This window comes from bacterium (genome assembly GCA_019912885.1).
Taxonomy (GTDB): Bacteria; Lernaellota; Lernaellaia; order JACKCT01; family JACKCT01; genus JAIOHV01.
Genome location: JAIOHV010000161.1, coordinates 21,169 through 37,006 on the forward strand (window position 1 = coordinate 21,169; position 15,838 = coordinate 37,006).

Consider the following 15,838-nt stretch of genomic DNA (forward strand, 5'->3'; position numbering starts at 1 on the left):
GATCCGGTCCACGGCGCGAAAACGCTATCCACGCGCGTTCGGGGTGTCAACATGAGTGGGGAATGTCGAACGGGAAGCCGGCAGCGCGCCGTGATTTCGGATCTCGGGTTTCGGATTGCGGATTGTGGCCTTGCCGTTGCGCGCATAGCCGTCGAAGGCGCACGCGATTTCGGCGATATCCATGATGTCCGTCCGGTCCATCATGTCGATTTTGTCCATCGCCGCCGGACGATGATCCGTACCCCTACAGCCCCGCCGCCGCCTCGCGGTCGAGTACCACGTCCAGTTCGCCCCGGTAGCGCTGCAAGAATGACGCGGGCACGTCCGCCGTGACCGGGCCGCACAACGCGAGCCGGATCGCTTCGGCCTTGCCCGCCCCGAGCGCGATCAAAAGGATCGCGCGCGCGTCGAGAAGCGTGCCGATCCCGACCGTGACGGCCCGCGCCGGCACCTCGTCGACGGACGCGAACGCGCGGCTGTTCGCGCGCCGCGTATCGTCCGAAAGCGTCACGGCGCGCGTTCTGGCCGCCGGGTCCGAGCCCGGCTCGTTGAACGCGATATGGCCGTTGCCGCCGATGCCGAGGATCGCCAGATCAAGCCCGCCGGCGTTGGCGATGTGCCGCTCATAGTCCGTTGCGACGCGGTCCAGGTCGTCGTTGGCGTCCGGTGCGCCGAACGTGTGAAAATTCGCGTCGGGAAGCCCGATCGCATCGAGCAACGTGGCGCGGAGGGCATTTGCGAAACGCCGCGGATGATCGACCGGCAACCCGACGTATTCGTCGAGCAAAAACGCCTGAACCTTGTCGAATCGGCGCGCGTCCTCCCGGTGCATGCGCGCCAGTTCGCGATACGCCGGAAGCGGCGTGTCGCCCGTCGCGAACGCGATGCGCGCGGCGCCGTCGCATCGATCGATTTGCGCGGCAATGAGCCGCGCGGCAAAACGTCCCGCGTCGTCGCCCGAATTCCCCACGCGAATGCGCGCGCTCGCGCCGCCGGGGAACGTCAGGATTTTTTTCGGGGTATCGGTCATGGCTGCCGCCGACGGTGAGGGCGGCTTTTTGATCCACGCGGGCGGCCTTGTCAACGCACCCGCGCGCGCGGAAAGTGGCAGTTCCATTTATCGGGGAAAGGCGGCGGGCCATTCGCGGGCGCCCCATCAATCTCGATTCGCGCGGTGCGCGCCTGGCGATCGTTTTGGCCGGCACGTCGATCTTTTTCGCCGTACGTCTTTTCGCGGCCTTTTCGAGCGTTGACCACGTGCGCAACGTGGACGAGGCGGAATACCAGCTCGTTCGTCACGCGCACCATGTCCTCGGGCACGAACCGGCGATCACGACGTTCCACCACCTCTGGGCGCACACCGCCTACGCGACGCTGCTCGCGCCCCTGCTTTTCGTCGGACTGTCTCCGACGGTCGCGCTGAAACTGGCCGCGGTGATGATCGCGACGGCGGGCGCCGGGACGCTGCTCGCGGCGCTCGCGTGGCGGGCGGGCGTGGCTGCCGCGATCGTTTACGCCATCGGCGTCATTGTCGCCGACGCGCCGCTAACGGCGTGGTCACTCGTTTATTGGGGCGCGTATCCGGAGGCGGCGTCGCTCGCCAATATCGGGCTTGCGCTTTTGATCTTCGCGTATTCGGGCAAGCCACGCGGGCTCGTGCTGCCCGGCGCGGTTTTGGGACTCGCGGCGTGCAGTTCCCTGTCCGTCGTGTTTGTTCCGGCGGCGGCGTTTGCCGTTTTGCTTCTCGCGCGCCGCGGACGCGACCGATGGGCTTCCTGCGGCGCGATTGCCGTCGGCGCCATCGTAGGTTTCCTGCCCTGGGTGTGGTGGATCCTGACCAAAAGCGCCGGTCGGGTTTTCGAATCCGGACTGTTCGGCGCCTCGCCTCCCCTCGGCGTCATGGACGTCGTCACATTTCCGGACTCGATTTCCATGAGATACGCCGCGAAGGCCATTCTGAGCGCCGTCGAGTCCCCGGCGTCGCGCGTCGCGGCGATCGCGGGATTCGCGGCCACCGGCGCGGTTTGGTGGTCGCGTCGAAGCGAACGAGCGGATGGTTGGCTCGTCATCGCGCCATTGGCCTGCGTGCTCGGATTTCTCAACGTGTCGATGTTCGGCTACGCCAAGTACCTCGACGCAAGGCACGTCATCTGGTTCGCGTGGACGGGTCCGTTTCTTGTCGCGACCGCGGCCGCCGCCGGCGATACGCTGCTCGCCCGTGCGCGTCAGGGGCTCGTCCTTGTTTTTGCCGTGGTCGTGGCCGCCGCCAACGCGCCGCGCCTGGCGCCCTTTCTGGACATGGACGGCATCGGCATGGCGAGCCGCTTTCGCGGGTACGACTATTTTCGCGCGCAGTTCGGTTCGGTTTTCGGCGACGAGGTCGATGCCGTGAACTGCTTTCTCGACTCGCGTACGTGGCCGTTTGCCGACGTTTCGTTCCGCCTTGGCTTTTCCAACCTGTTTTTTCCACACTCAACCGAAACGCCGTTCGCGCCGCGCAAGGTCGAGCCGATGAGCATCCGTTCGCGCCCGCCCGCCGAGCCGGAGGCTCGCGATCGATTTTTCGAGGGATTCGGTTGCGCCGCCGCGCTTCACCAAAGCGCCACGCCGCGCCACATCCTGATCGCGCTGAAGACTCCCGGGATCGACCCATCCGTCGCGCTCGCGGCCTTTGAGGAATGCGCGGCTTTGCCCTGCCTTCCCGAATCGATCAGTCGGAAGAATCGGGCGTCGCTTCCGTCACCTGGGCGATCGCCGTAAAGGTCGCGTCCAGAAGCGCGTCGATCTCCGTTGCGCTGATGGCAAGCGGCGGGTTCAGCACGATCACGTCGCCCAGAGGCCGGATGATGACGCCAAGCTCACGCGCGCGCCGGATGACGCGATGCCCCATGCGCAAGGCGGGATTGTAGGGACGATCCGCCGCGACGTCCTCCGCGAGTTCGATCCCGATCATGAAACCCGCCTGACGCACATCCGCGACATGCGGGAGATCGGAAAAGCGCGCGAGTCCGCGTGCGAGGCGATCGATTTTAGCGGGCAGACCCCGAAGGACGCGCTCTTCGTCGAAGACGGCCAGGCTCCCGATCCCGGCGGCGCACGCGAGCGCGTTGCCGGTGTAGGTGTGCCCGTGGAAGAAGGTGCGGAACTCATCGCGCGATCCGGCAAACGCCTCGTAGATCGCGTCGGTCGCGGCCGTGGCGGCAAGGGGCAGATAGCCGCCGGAGATCCCCTTGGCGAGCGCCATCAGATCCGGACTCACGTTTTCCTTTTCGCACGCGAACATCGTGCCCGTGCGCCCGAAGCCCGTGGCGACCTCGTCGGCGATGAGAAGCAGGCCGAGCCGGTCGCAGACGGCGCGAAGACGCGCCAGAAAGCCCGCCGGCGCCGGGCGGATGCCCGAGGCGCCCTGCACGATCGGCTCGATGATGACCCCCGCGCACGTTTCGGTTACGCGCTCGATCTCGCGCTCCACATCGTCGAAGCACGCGGTTTCGCACGTCTCGGGGCGGCGTCCCCAGGGGCAGGCGCGGCAAAACGGGTAGGGGATCGTGTCCGTCGCAAAGAGCAGCGGCCGGTAAAGTTCGTGGAACGCGTCGATCGCGCCGACGCTGACCGAGCCGATGGTATCGCCGTGATACGCGCCGGAGAAGGTGACGAAACGGCTGCGTTCCGGGTGACCGCGGTGAACCTGGTAGCCGTAGGCCATCTTGAGCGCGACCTCGGCCGCGGTCGCGCCGCTGTCGGAATAGAAGATGCGCGTCAATCCGGCGGGCAGAATCTCGACCAGCCGCGCGGCAAGTTCGATGGACGGCTCGCCGGCGAGGCCGAGCAGCGTGGAATGCGCGATGCGGTCGAGTTGGTCGCGCACGTGGCGATCGATCGTCGGATGCCGGTGCCCGTGGACGTTGCACCAGAGCGAGCTGACGCCGTCGATCAAGCGGCGGCCGTCGATGTCGATAAGGAACACGCCTTCGCCGCGCTCGATGATTTCGATTTGGTCATCGGTCCACATACGCATGGGCGTAAACGGATGCCAGACGTGCGCGCGATCCAGGGCTACAAGCCGATTTTTCTTAGGGTTCATGGGCAGTTGCGGGCTTCTGAGGGCTTTGGCGACCTTGACTTTCCGCAACCCGTTTGTCAACGTGCCGCGGCTTTTTTTGACCCCTTCCGAAGAGATGCCGGCCTGAACGCGATGGACGAATATCCGGTTCGCCGACTGCCTTATCTTGTCCTTTCGGGCACGATTGTCGCGATGCTTACGGGTCTCGTCGTCCGCATCTATCAGCTTGACGCGACGAGCCTGCGCCTCGAGGAGACGTTCGCCATCCTTTTCGCGCACCACCCGTCGATGGCGCTGCAAGGGAACCAGCCACCGGGCTACATCGGATTGCTGGCCGGCTGGATCGCGCTTTTCACTGATGGCATCGTATCCGTGCGTGTGCTCTCGGTCCTGATCGGGCTTGCCGCCATCCCCGCGATGGTGCTCTACGCGCGCCGCGTCGCCGGCGATTTCACCGGCATCATTTCCGGCGCGCTCCTCGCGGGCTGGCCGCTTCACATCATGCTGAGCCGACAGGACGGCGCCCTCGCGCTTGTCGTCACCATCGAGTTGTGGGCGCTTTATTGCGCCGCGCGCCTGGAGGATCCCGAACGCCCCGCGAAAAAATTCGCCGCCGCGCTAGCCGTTCTTAACATCGCGGGCATTCTCGCATCGTACTTTTTCGTGTTTGTCATCGCCGCCGAAATCTTGTTGCTGCTGTTTTTCGGGCGCAAGGACGCGCTGCGCCGGCGCGGGGCGATCCTCGCGATCGCCGCGCCGTTTTTCGTCCTTGTGCTCGCGGCGCCGCTCGTCCTTGCGCAGTTCGCGGTGATCCGCGAACAGATGAAAAGCTTCCCGCTTTTCACCACGCTCGCGGGCGCGCCGTTCGCCAATTGGCTCGCCGAAGGGCTATTCGGCGCTCCCTGGCCGTTTGTGTGGCCATCGCTCGACGGCATCGGCGCGGGCGATGCGATCGGCGTGACGTTATCGGTCCTCGGGGCCGCGCTGCTTTTCGCCGGAACGCACCGCGTCGTCTTCGACAAGACGGCCGGGCGTATCGCCCTGGCCGGCGTGGCCTACGGCGCGGTTTTCCTCGCCGCGGCGATCTCCGTCGTCGTGCCGATCTGGTCGCGCGACCTTTTAATCGTGCTGCTTGTGCCGTTCGTGCCGCTCGCGGCGCTCGCGCTGGATCGCTTCGGGCGCGCGGGCATCGCCGCGGGCCTGGCGTTCGCGCTCGTGACGATGACCGGCGCGCTCATGAATACGCGCGTCGCGGCGGGCGAGGGCGTGGGCGCGTGGGAAAAACCGCCGGAGTGGCAACGGGCGGTCGTCGAGCTTCTTGCCGAATTGCGCCCGGGGGACGAAATCTTCGTCGCGCCGGGCTGGATCGCCGAGGGCGTACGCTACCACGCGCGCTATCTCGCGTCGCTCGGCAAGATGCCCGCGGTCGAATTGCCGCTCACCGAGGTGAGCTACGATTTCTACAACCGCGACGCGCCCGGAGAAATCAAAACGGCGACGCCCGGCGCCTCGCGTTACTGGCTGATACGCACCACGCGCTACGGCTCGGAAAGCGCGACGAAATGGTTGCTGGACCACGGGTTGCAATTCGTCAGTTCCAAGGCGTTCTGGAATCTGTTCATCGATCTTTATACCGAACCGCCGAAAGCCGAGGCGTCAGCCGTTGCGGATTTGAATGCAGGTTCCAATACGAGCGGCGGATCGGGCGCGGGCGATCCCGACACCGTTGCCGGTGACGCATCCGTGGCCGTCGCCACGACGCAGACTGACGCGGACGAGCCGTGATGGCGGTCAATCGTGTCTATATTGTCCATCGGGTCCATTGAGTCCATCGTCCAACGCGGTTGGCGATGTCAGGGCCGCAAACCGAGCGAAGCGGGGTGCGCGGTCGGTTTCGCATCAAAATAAACGCATTCGGAGGGCAAACACATGGGTCTTCTTGACGGAAAAGTCGCGGCCATCACCGGCGCGGGCGGCGGGATCGGCCGCGAATACGCGCTCGCTTTCGCGAAGGAAGGCGCGCGCGTCGTCGTCAACGACGTCGGCGGTGCCAGGGACGGTAAGGGCACGGACGAATCCGCCGCCGCGCGCGTGGCGGAGGAAATCAAGTCCGCAGGCGGCGAAGCCGCGGCGCATTTCGAATCCATCGCGACGATGGACGGTGGAGTCAGCCTCGTGCGGACCGCGCTCGATTCGTTCGGGCGCCTGGATATTCTCGTCAACAACGCGGGCATCCTTCGCGACCGCACGCTTGCGAAGATGGAAGAGTCCGACTGGGACTCGGTGATGGCCGTGCACTTGAAGGGCACGTTCTCCTGCACGCAGGCGGCGTTTCGCCACTTCCGCGAGGCGGGCGAGGGCGGCCGCATCATCAACACGTCGTCGCTCGCGGGGCTGATCGGCAACTTCGGCCAGGCCAACTACGGCGCGGCCAAGGCCGGCATCGCGGGATTCACGTTCGTCGTCGCGCTCGAGGGCGCGCGCGCGAACATCACCTGTAACGCGATCGCGCCCGTCGCGTTCACGCGCATGACCGAGGACCTTCCGATGTTCGCGGACTCCGGCGTCGAGGAGATGCTGCATCCGCGCTGGATTGCGCCCGTCGCGGTGTTTCTCGCATCCGACCTGTCGAAGGACGTGACGGGCAAGATCTTCGGCGTCCAGGGCGGCAAGATCTTTGAATATAAGGTCGTCACGACCTCCGGCGCCGAGAAGGACGAACCGTGGACCGCGCAGGAGATCGCCGCGAAACTGCCCTCGATCATGGGGGATTAGTTGGCGCTTCGGATTCGCACGATACGGCGTGCCTTCTTGCGCGGCCTGCCCGATTGGCGGGCCGCGCGTTTGCTTGCGCTCCTGGTCGCGGTCGCGGGTCTCGTCACGGGCGCCTCCTGTTCGTGCGGCAACGATGGCGACGATGGCGGCGCGGCCGCGGTCGAAGACGCGGCGGACGACGATTCCGCCGTCGACGATGACGAGTCCGCTACCGATGACGACGACGCGTCCGACGATGACGCGGATGACGATGACGCGGATGACGACGCCGCCGGCGACGACGACACCGAGACCTTCCCGCCCGAGGAACAGACGCCGTTTTTGGAGCGCGGATTCATTCTCCCGCCCGATTCGCTCGAATGCACGCCGGAGGACACCGGCGTTCCGCAACCGAACTGCAACCACCACGGCTCCACGGTCGCCGAACTGCCCGACGGCACGATGGCGGCGGTTTGGTATCACGGCGTCGCGGAGAAATCGCCGGACTCGCGCATCGTCTGGTCCACGCTCGCGCCGGGTGAAACCGGCTGGACCTGGCCCGAAGTGCTTTTCGATGATCCGGGCCTGTCGGAGGGCAACCCGGCATTGTGGGTGTCCGAATCGGGTGAGCTTCTGGTGTTTTTCGTGACCATCACCGGTAACGGTTGGGATCAGTCGGCCATCCGCTTGATTCGATCGGACGATCTTGACGCCACGTGGGGCGCGCCGGTCGGCCTGCGCGAGGAATATTGCTGGATGGCGCGGCATCGGCCGTTGCGTCTCGAAAACGGCGAGTTGCTGCTACCTCTTTATAGCGAGTGCCTCGCGTATCCCACGTTCATGCGCTCGACGGACGATTTCGCGACGTGGACGGAGGAGTCGCATCTTTCGATTCCGTTCCTCTTGCAGCACCTCGGCCAGATCCAGCCCTCGCTTATCAACCTGCCTGGGGGGCGCATCGCGGCGATCACGCGCGACGGATTCCCGACCCATCGCGTCAAGCGCATGGTTTCGGACGATTTCGGCCAGACGTGGACGCCATCAAGAATCACCGAGCTTCCGAACGCGGGCACGTCGGTGGATTGGGTGCGTCTTTTGGACGGGCACGAGGTGGTGGTTTACAACGACTCCCCGACGGACCGCTTTCCGCTGTCCGTGGCGCTGTCGCACGACGGCGGCGAAACATTTGTCGCAAAGCGCGACCTGATCGACACGGACGACGAATGCGACGGCGATTGCCAATACCACTATCCGTCCATCGCCCAATCGACGCACGACGGCACGATCTGGATCACCTACACGCACGACCGCCGCACGATCGGCTGGGTGCGTTTCAACGAGGCGTGGCTGTTGGAGTAGGGGGCGGTTCGGTCACGACGGGGTGGCGCGGAACTCCGGCTCGGTCCAAAAAATGGGGCCAAATCGCCCGGTCGGTATCGACCGCGCACTTTCGCCGCGCCGCTCCGAGCGGCGCGGCTTCGCTTGCGGCCCTGATATCGAGGCCCTGACATCGCCGACCGGGCATCGCGCCCTCCGCGGCCTCCGCGCCTTGGCGTGAACAAAGTCGCCGTTCGCGCCGCCTATTTTCGCGCCGCCCCCTTTCCCTTATGCTGCCGAGTGATTACGTTGGAAGCCCTAAGCGCTTCCACGGGGGAGTTACGTGAACCGATTTTCGAAGAACCTCGCGCTTTTGCTGCTGATTTTCCTGATCTTCGCGGTGCTGTTTCAGCTCGTGAACCAGGACTACCAGACCCCGAAGCGCGTCCTGTATTCCCAGTTCCGCGACCTCGTGAAGCAGGGAAAAATCGCCAAGGTCGATATCAAGGGCCGGCAGTTCACGGGCGTCATGCTCGATCCGGAAACCGGCGAGCGCACCGCCTTTGAAACCAGCGGTTTCGAAAGCCAGGAGCTCTACGACGAACTCGACGCCGGAGGCGTGGAATACAGCGTCATCCCGGATGTGCCGAACCCGTTCTGGAACTTCCTGATCACCTGGCTGCCGATGATCCTCATCATCGGAATTTTCATCTTCTTCATGCGCCAACTTCAAGGCTCCGGCGGCAAGGCCATGAGCTTTGGGAAGAGCCGCGCGCGGCTCATTACCGGCAAGCAGAACAAGATCACCTTCAAGGACGTGGCCGGCATCGAGGAATCCAAGGAAGAGCTGCGCGAGATCATCGACTTCCTGAAAGACCCCAAGCGATTCACGAAGATCGGCGGGCGCATCCCCAAGGGCGTCCTGCTGATGGGCGCGCCGGGCACCGGAAAGACGCTGCTGGCCAAGGCCATCGCCGGCGAGGCGGGCGTGCCGTTCTTTTCGATCTCCGGCTCGGATTTCGTCGAGATGTTCGTCGGCGTCGGCGCCTCGCGCGTGCGCGACCTTTTTGTGCAGGGCAAGAAAAACGCGCCGTGCATCATCTTCATCGACGAGATCGACGCGGTCGGCCGCCATCGCGGCGCGGGCCTCGGCGGCGGGCACGACGAGCGCGAGCAGACGCTGAACCAACTCCTGGTCGAGATGGACGGCTTCGAATCGAACGAGGGCGTCATCCTGATCGCCGCGACCAACCGGCCCGACGTGCTCGACCCCGCGCTCTTGCGCCCCGGGCGTTTTGACCGCCGCGTGATCGTGCCGCCGCCTGATATCGTCGGCCGCGAGGCGATCCTCAAGGTCCATACGCGCAAGGTGCCGCTTTCCAGGGACGTGAAGCTCTCCGTCATCGCGCGCGGCACTCCCGGCTTCACCGGCGCGGACCTCGCCAACCTCGTCAACGAAGCGGCCCTTTCCGCCGCGCGGCGCGGCAAGGTCAAGGTGCTGATGCTCGATTTCGAGATGGCCAAGGACAAGGTGTTGATGGGGGCCGAACGCAAGAGCCTCATCCTCACCGAGGACGAGAAGCGCAACACGGCGTACCACGAGGGCGGGCACGCGCTTGTCGGCGAGATGCTCGAACACGTCGATCCGATTCACAAGGTGACGATCATCCCGCGCGGGGTGGCGCTCGGCGTCACGCAGACCCTGCCGCTCGACGACCGGCATACCTATTCGCGCGACTACCTCATCGACATGCTCACCTTCCTCATGGGCGGGCGCGCGGCCGAGGAGCTGTGCCTCCATCACATCACGACCGGCGCCGCGAACGACATCCAGCGCGCCACCGAGATGTGCCGCCGCATGATCATGGAATGGGGCATGAACGAAAAACTCGGCCCCATGTCCTACGGCCACAAGGAGGAAATGATTTTCCTCGGCAAGGACCTGGCGCATCATCGCGACTATTCGGAAACCACCGCGCGCGAGATCGACGAGGAAGTGCGGAGCCTCGTGAGCGAGGCGTATGGCAAGGCCACGGCGATCCTCACCGAGCGGATCGACGTGTTGCATGCGATCGCCGAGGCGTTGCTCACGTTCGAGACGATCGACGGCCAGGAATTGAAGACCTTGCTCCGCGGCGAGGCGATCCAGCGCAAGCCCATCGAGGAGGCGGAAGCCGAGGAAGACGAATCGGAGTCCGACGCGGGGAACGGGCACGCGGACGAGGCCGACGACGAAGACCGCCGCGCGCCGGAAGCACACAAGCCGATCTGGGAGCGCGACGAGCCCGCCGCCGAGCCCGATGACGGCGTGCACATCGACGACTCGCTCGAAAAACCCCGGGAGGACGACCGCGCGCCCGGCGACCGCCCGCGTGAGTGAGTTCTTCGTCGCCCGGGGGCGGCGCTTCGATCTTTCGCGCCGCAACCTCGTGATGGGGATCCTCAACGTCACGCCCGACTCATTTTCCGACGGCGGCCTCTATTTCGAGCCCGAACACGCGATCGCGCACGGCCTTCAGATCGCGAACGCCGGCGCGGACATCATCGATGTCGGCGGCGAGTCTTCCCGCCCGGGCGCGCCCACCGTGCCGATCGACGAGCAGATCCGGCGCATCACCCCGGTTATCGAGGCCCTGACGCGGCGGACCGGCCTTGCCGTCAGCGTCGATACCACGCGGCGTGCGGTCGCCGAGGCCGCTCTCGCGGCCGGCGCGTCGATCCTGAACGACATCACGGGCCTCGCCGCCGATCCCGGGCTTGGTCGGCTTGCCGCACAAACCGGCGCGGGGCTCGTGCTGATGCACATGCGCGGCACGCCCGAAACCATGCAGGACGACACGAACTACGACGACCTGTTCGGCGAAATCGTCGGCCACCTGCGCGCGGGGATCGACCGGGCGACGTCGTATGGCGTGAAGCCCGAACAGATCGTCGTCGATCCGGGCATCGGTTTTGCGAAGACCGCCGAGCAGAACATGGAGATTCTCGCGAACCTCGAGAGCCTGGCGATCCTCGGCCGGCCGATCCTGATGGGCTTGTCACGGAAGGCGTTTCTAGGCGGCATCACCGGCCGCGACGCGCCTAATCGCGGCTCCGAGACGATCGCGGCGTCGATCTTCGCCGCGCGGCACGGGGCGCGTATTCATCGCGTGCATGACGTTGCCGAGGTGGCCGCGGCGCTGAAGGTCCACGACGCGCTCGTCGCGTGCGAGGGACTCGCGCCGGGTTGATTTCGCGCGGGTTTCCCGCACAATCGGCTCCGTCACACCCCGGAAGGCTCCGTGCGCGACTGGACATCCTTATTCCTCAACCTGAACTGGCGCGATGTCGTCGACATCCTCGCGGTGACGGTCATCATCTACAACGTCTTCGTTCTCGTGCGCCGGACGCGCGCCGTGCAGATGATGCTCGGCCTCGGCGTCATCCTTTTCCTCTACGTCGTCTCCGACGCCGGCCGCTTTTTCACGTTGCACTACATCCTGGACGCGTTTCTCGAGTCGGCGATCATCATCATCGTCATCCTGTTCGCCGAGGACATCCGGCGCGGCCTCATGCGTTTCGGCAAGAACCCGTTTTCGGCGGGGCAATACGTGGCGAGCGCGGAGTTCCTCGACGAATTGATTCGCTCGGTCCAGGCGCTCATCAACCGCCGCATCGGCGCGATCATCGTCGTCGAGCGAGGCACGGGCCTGAAGGACTACATCGACGAGGGCGTGCCGCTTGACGCGGGCGTCTCCAGGGAACTGCTGATCTCGATCTTCCTGCCGTCCTCGCCGATCCACGACGGCGCGGTCATCATACGCAACGGGCGCATCATCGCGGCGGGCTGCTTTTTCCCGCTGGCCGACGATCTGGATCTGGACCGCGACCTGGGAACGCGCCATCGCGCCGCGCTCGGCATCTCGCAAAAGTCCGACGCCGCGGTGCTTGTCGTTTCCGAGGAACGCGGCGAGGTGAGCCTTGGCTACCTCGGGCATCTGGATCGCGATCTCAATCCCGACGAGCTGTACAACCGGCTCGGAAAGCTGCTGGCGTAGGATGATGCCGTCTTTCGCCCGCATCCTCGGCGTCATCGTCCGCGACGGACCGACAAAGCTCGTCAGCTTCATCCTCGCATTCGTGTTGTGGACGTACGTGTCCATCGGGCAAAGCGTGCTCGAAATTCCCAAGGACATCTCGCTTGAACTGAAGAATCTGCCGCCGGACCTCGTGCGCGTCTCCGACGTGCCGAGCACGGTCAACATCAAGCTGCTCGGATCGAGCGCTCAGCTTCGATCCGTCGAGGACGCGCAGCTCTCCTACGAAATCGACCTGGCCTCCGCGACGCCCGGCGAGTTGTCGTTCAAGGTCATCGACACGCGCATCCGCGGCCTCGCGCCGGGAATTCGCGTCACGGAAATCAGCCCCAGCGAAATCACCGCGCGGTTTTCCGAGCGTCTCGAACGCGAAGTGCCCGTCGAGGTCACCGTCCGGGGTACGCCCGCGCGCGGATTCATGGCCGGCGAAAAAACCGCCGAGCCGGCCCTCGTGCGCGTTTTGGGCGCGCGTGAGGAGGTCGAGAACATGACGGCGGTGCCGACGGAGATCATCGACATCACCGGCCTGAGAAAGACCTACGAGGGCGTCCACGCGCTTGACGTGGTCGGGCGGCACGTCGAGGTGACGGACGCCTCCGAGGTGCGGGTGCGCATCGAGATCGACCGCGATCTGGCGCAACGCGAATTTTCCGATATCGTCGTTACGGTGGAAAACACGGAATGGGAGTACGAGGTCAGGCCGGCACGCATCGGCCTGCGTTTGAAGGGACCGACGGAAACGATGGGCCGTCTGACAAGCGAGACGATTCGCCTTGTCGTGGACGCGGCGGGGCTTGCGCCAGGCAAGCATACCGTGCGCCCGCAGATCGTCGTGTCCGGCGACGAGGACACACTGCTTGTCGGCCTCGACATCCCGGCGGTGACGCTGGAACTCAAAGAGAACGCGAAACAGACCGACAAGAAGGGCAAGAAGAAAAAATGATCGGAGAGGCGCCATGACTCCACGAAAATATTTCGGCACCGACGGCATCCGCGGCGTCGCCAATCAGGATCCGATGACCACTGAGGTCGCGATGCGCGTTGGCCGCGCCGCCGCGTATCACTTCCGGCGCGAAGATGGCCTCCACCGCGTCATCATCGGCAAAGACACGCGGCGCAGCAGTTACATGCTGGAGTTCGCCATGGCCGCCGGCATCTGCGCGGCGGGCGTCGACGCTTTTCTGGTCGGACCGCTGCCGACGCCGGGCATCGCCTTCCTCACGCGCGACATGCGCGCCGACGCGGGCGTCGTTATATCCGCGAGCCACAACCCGTTTCAGGACAACGGCATCAAGTTTTTCGATTCGCACGGATTCAAGTTGCCCGACGAGGTCGAGCACCGCATCGAGGACATCATGGACGCGCGCGAGGCGGAAACGCATCCCGCCACCGCCGCGGACGTCGGCCGCGCGTATCGCATCGACGACGCGATGGGCCGCTACATCGTCTTCCTCAAGAAGGCATTTCCCGCGGAGCTAACGCTCGAGGGCATGCGGATCGTGCTCGATTGCTCGAACGGCGCGGCCTACAAAGTGGCGCCCGCGGTGTTTCTCGAGCTCGGCGCCTCGCTGACGATCATCGGAAACCGCCCGAACGGACTGAACATCAACGAGGACTGCGGCGCGCAGCATCCGAAGGCGATGGCCGACACCGTGAAGGCGGTCAGCGCGGACATCGGCATCGCGTTTGACGGCGACGCGGATCGCGTGGTGATCGCCGACGAAACCGGCGCGATCGTCGACGGCGATCACCTTATGGCCGCGACCGCGAAGGCGCTTTTGGCCCAGGACCGCCTTTCCAGACGGACGCTCGTCACGACCGTGGACAGCAACAAGGGGCTCGATGTCGCCATGCTCGAGGCCGGCGGGCAGGTGGTTCGCACCGATGTCGGCGACCGCTACGTCATCGAGGCGATGCAGGCCGGCGGCTTCAATTACGGCGGCGAAAAAAGCGGCCACATGATCTTTCTCGACGAGCACACCACGGGCGACGGCGTCATGAGCGCGTTGCAAATCCTCGCGACGCAGTTGCGGTCGGGCCGGCCCGCGTCCGAATTCTTCCACGGCGCCATGCGCGATTTTCCCCAGGCGCGAAAGAATATCCGCGTGCGCGCCAAGCCGCCTTTGGAGGAGATCGCCGGCCTTGCGAAAATTCTCGACTCCGCGCGATCGGAACTTGGCGAAAGGGGCCGCGTGCTCGTGCGTTATTCGGGCACCGAATCGCTGTGCCGCGTGATCGTCGAGGGTGAACACGCCGAACGCATCGACGCGATCGCGGCGGACATCGACGCCTGCATCGGTGGCGCGGTCGGCGAGGCGTGACCACGGCATCATCGCCGAACCAAAAATTTCAACACGAAGGCACAAAAAGCACAAAGATCACGAATGGAAAACTCGTTTATTCCCTTTGTGTCTTTTTCCCCTCCGTGTTGAGCTGCGATTCTGCGATTCCAAATCCGAAATCCGAAATCCGGATTCGCTCGCTTGACACACCTCGATCATCGGATGAATTTGTGACGCCCACGGAATCCTCCGTGGGTGTTGCCTTACGAGCTCCGTCATGACCGAACTGAATGTCAACGTGGACCACGTCGCGACGGTGCGCCAGGCGCGCGGCGTCGCCGATCCGGACCCCGTGTGGGCGGCCTCGATCGCCGAGATCGCCGGCGCCGATGGCATCACCTGTCACCTCCGCCTTGATCGCCGCCACATCCAGGAACGCGACCTGCGCTTGTTGCGCCAAACGATCCACACGAAATTGAACGTCGAAATCTGCCCGGTGCAGGAGATGATCGGGATCTGTCTTGAGTTGGGACCGGACATCGTGACGCTCGTTCCCGAGCGGCCCGAGGAGGTGACCACCGAGGGCGGCCTGTCGATCACGCACAACCGCGAGGGCATCGGCAACGCGCTGAACCTGCTCTCGCAGCGCGATATCCGCGTGAGCGTCTTCATCGACCCGTCGTCGGACCAGATCAAGGCGGCGCACGAGATCGGCGTGCGCGCCATCGAGATCAACACGTCGCGTTACTGCGAGGCGCCGGAGGCCGACACGCGACGCCGCGAGTATCAGAACGTACTTGATGCGGCGCGGCTCGCCGAGCGCCTCAAGATGCGGGTCGCCGCGGGCCACGCGCTGAATTACCGCAACGTCGGCGCCATCGCTGCGATCCCGCATATCACCGAGCTCAACATCGGCCACTCCATCGTGGCGCGCGCGGTGCTCGTCGGATTCGAACGCGCCGTGCGCGAGATGATCGACGCCGTCCGCAACGCCCGCGGAACCGACGAATGATCCTGGGCCTTGGTGTCGATATCGTGTTTGTGCCGCGACTCGCGCGCGCGATCGAGCGCCACGGCGCGCGTTTGCGGCGGCGCATCTTCGCCGAGGACGAGGCCGCGCCGCATGACGCCGGCGGTTTTTCGCCCGAGGAGGCGGCGATGCGTTTTGCGGCCAAGGAAGCATTCCTGAAGGCCGTGCGGCGCGGCATCTTCGATATGCCTTTGCGCGACATCGTGACGGTCCGAGACGGACGCGGGTGGCGCATCGACGCGCGCGGCCGCGCGGCGCGCATTTTGAATCTGCCCGCGGACGCGCGCATTCACGTCGACGCGGCGCTCGGCGGCGA

The 15,838-nt window shown here is 65.2% G+C and carries 14 protein-coding genes; 11 read left to right on the forward strand and 3 right to left on the reverse strand.

Translation table 11 applies throughout. The features are described from left to right. Nucleotides 1-24: 24 nt before the first annotated feature. Together K8I61_14140 and K8I61_14145 are read right to left on the reverse strand one after the other, a co-directional pair. Nucleotides 25-219, reverse strand: coding sequence for a hypothetical protein (locus tag K8I61_14140; GenBank protein ID MBZ0273174.1), 195 nt, complete (start codon nt 217-219; stop codon nt 25-27). A 25-nt stretch (nt 220-244) separates the two neighbouring features. Continuing rightward, nucleotides 245-1,030, reverse strand: a complete 786-nt coding sequence (locus tag K8I61_14145) for a glucosamine-6-phosphate deaminase (protein MBZ0273175.1) — start codon at nt 1,028-1,030, stop codon at nt 245-247. A 74-nt stretch (nt 1,031-1,104) separates the two neighbouring features. Here K8I61_14145 and K8I61_14150 point away from each other — a divergent pair, with 74 nt between their 5' ends. Further along, nucleotides 1,105-2,760: a hypothetical protein gene (locus K8I61_14150; GenBank protein ID MBZ0273176.1), complete on the forward strand. Its 1,656-nt coding sequence runs from the start codon at nt 1,105-1,107 to the stop codon at nt 2,758-2,760. On the opposite strand, the gene bioA is transcribed toward K8I61_14150, so the two are convergent. Continuing rightward, on the reverse strand, nt 2,711-4,084 hold the full coding sequence (gene bioA, locus K8I61_14155) for an adenosylmethionine--8-amino-7-oxononanoate transaminase (GenBank protein ID MBZ0273177.1): 1,374 nt from the start codon (nt 4,082-4,084) through the stop codon (nt 2,711-2,713). The genes K8I61_14150 and bioA overlap by 50 nt on opposite strands. Nucleotides 4,085-4,195: 111 nt before the next feature. Between bioA and K8I61_14160 the strand changes: the two genes are divergently transcribed. The 10 genes from K8I61_14160 to K8I61_14205 all read left to right on the forward strand — a co-directional run. Next, entirely contained in the window at nt 4,196-5,848 is a 1,653-nt protein-coding gene (locus tag K8I61_14160) for a glycosyltransferase family 39 protein (GenBank protein ID MBZ0273178.1), read from the forward strand. A 144-nt stretch (nt 5,849-5,992) separates the two neighbouring features. Further along, nucleotides 5,993-6,838 (forward strand): SDR family NAD(P)-dependent oxidoreductase, encoded by an 846-nt coding sequence (locus tag K8I61_14165; protein ID MBZ0273179.1) that lies wholly within the window; start codon nt 5,993-5,995, stop codon nt 6,836-6,838. Between the two features lie 36 nt (nt 6,839-6,874). Then, on the forward strand, nt 6,875-8,176 hold the full coding sequence (locus K8I61_14170; protein ID MBZ0273180.1) for an exo-alpha-sialidase: 1,302 nt from the start codon (nt 6,875-6,877) through the stop codon (nt 8,174-8,176). Nucleotides 8,177-8,477: 301 nt separating this feature from the next. Then, nucleotides 8,478-10,514 (forward strand): ATP-dependent zinc metalloprotease FtsH, encoded by a 2,037-nt coding sequence (ftsH, locus tag K8I61_14175; GenBank protein MBZ0273181.1) that lies wholly within the window; start codon nt 8,478-8,480, stop codon nt 10,512-10,514. After that, entirely contained in the window at nt 10,435-11,364 is a 930-nt protein-coding gene (gene folP, locus K8I61_14180) for a dihydropteroate synthase (GenBank protein ID MBZ0273182.1), read from the forward strand. Before ftsH ends, folP begins: the two co-directional genes overlap by 80 nt. 51 nt (nt 11,365-11,415) lie before the next feature. Beyond that, entirely contained in the window at nt 11,416-12,171 is a 756-nt protein-coding gene (gene cdaA / locus K8I61_14185) for a diadenylate cyclase CdaA (protein MBZ0273183.1), read from the forward strand. 1 nt (nt 12,172) lies between these two features. After that, complete coding sequence (locus tag K8I61_14190) at nt 12,173-13,153, forward strand: hypothetical protein (protein MBZ0273184.1); 981 nt, start codon at nt 12,173-12,175, stop codon at nt 13,151-13,153. A 13-nt stretch (nt 13,154-13,166) separates the two neighbouring features. Then, nucleotides 13,167-14,531, forward strand: coding sequence for a phosphoglucosamine mutase (gene glmM / locus K8I61_14195; protein ID MBZ0273185.1), 1,365 nt, complete (start codon nt 13,167-13,169; stop codon nt 14,529-14,531). 238 nt (nt 14,532-14,769) lie between these two features. After that, the gene (locus tag K8I61_14200) at nt 14,770-15,504 is read left to right on the forward strand and encodes a pyridoxine 5'-phosphate synthase (GenBank protein MBZ0273186.1); all 735 of its coding nucleotides are present in this window, start codon (nt 14,770-14,772) and stop codon (nt 15,502-15,504) included. Continuing rightward, on the forward strand, nt 15,501-15,838 hold a 338-nt coding region (locus K8I61_14205), incomplete at its 3' end, for a 4'-phosphopantetheinyl transferase superfamily protein (GenBank protein ID MBZ0273187.1). The genes K8I61_14200 and K8I61_14205, both read left to right, overlap by 4 nt.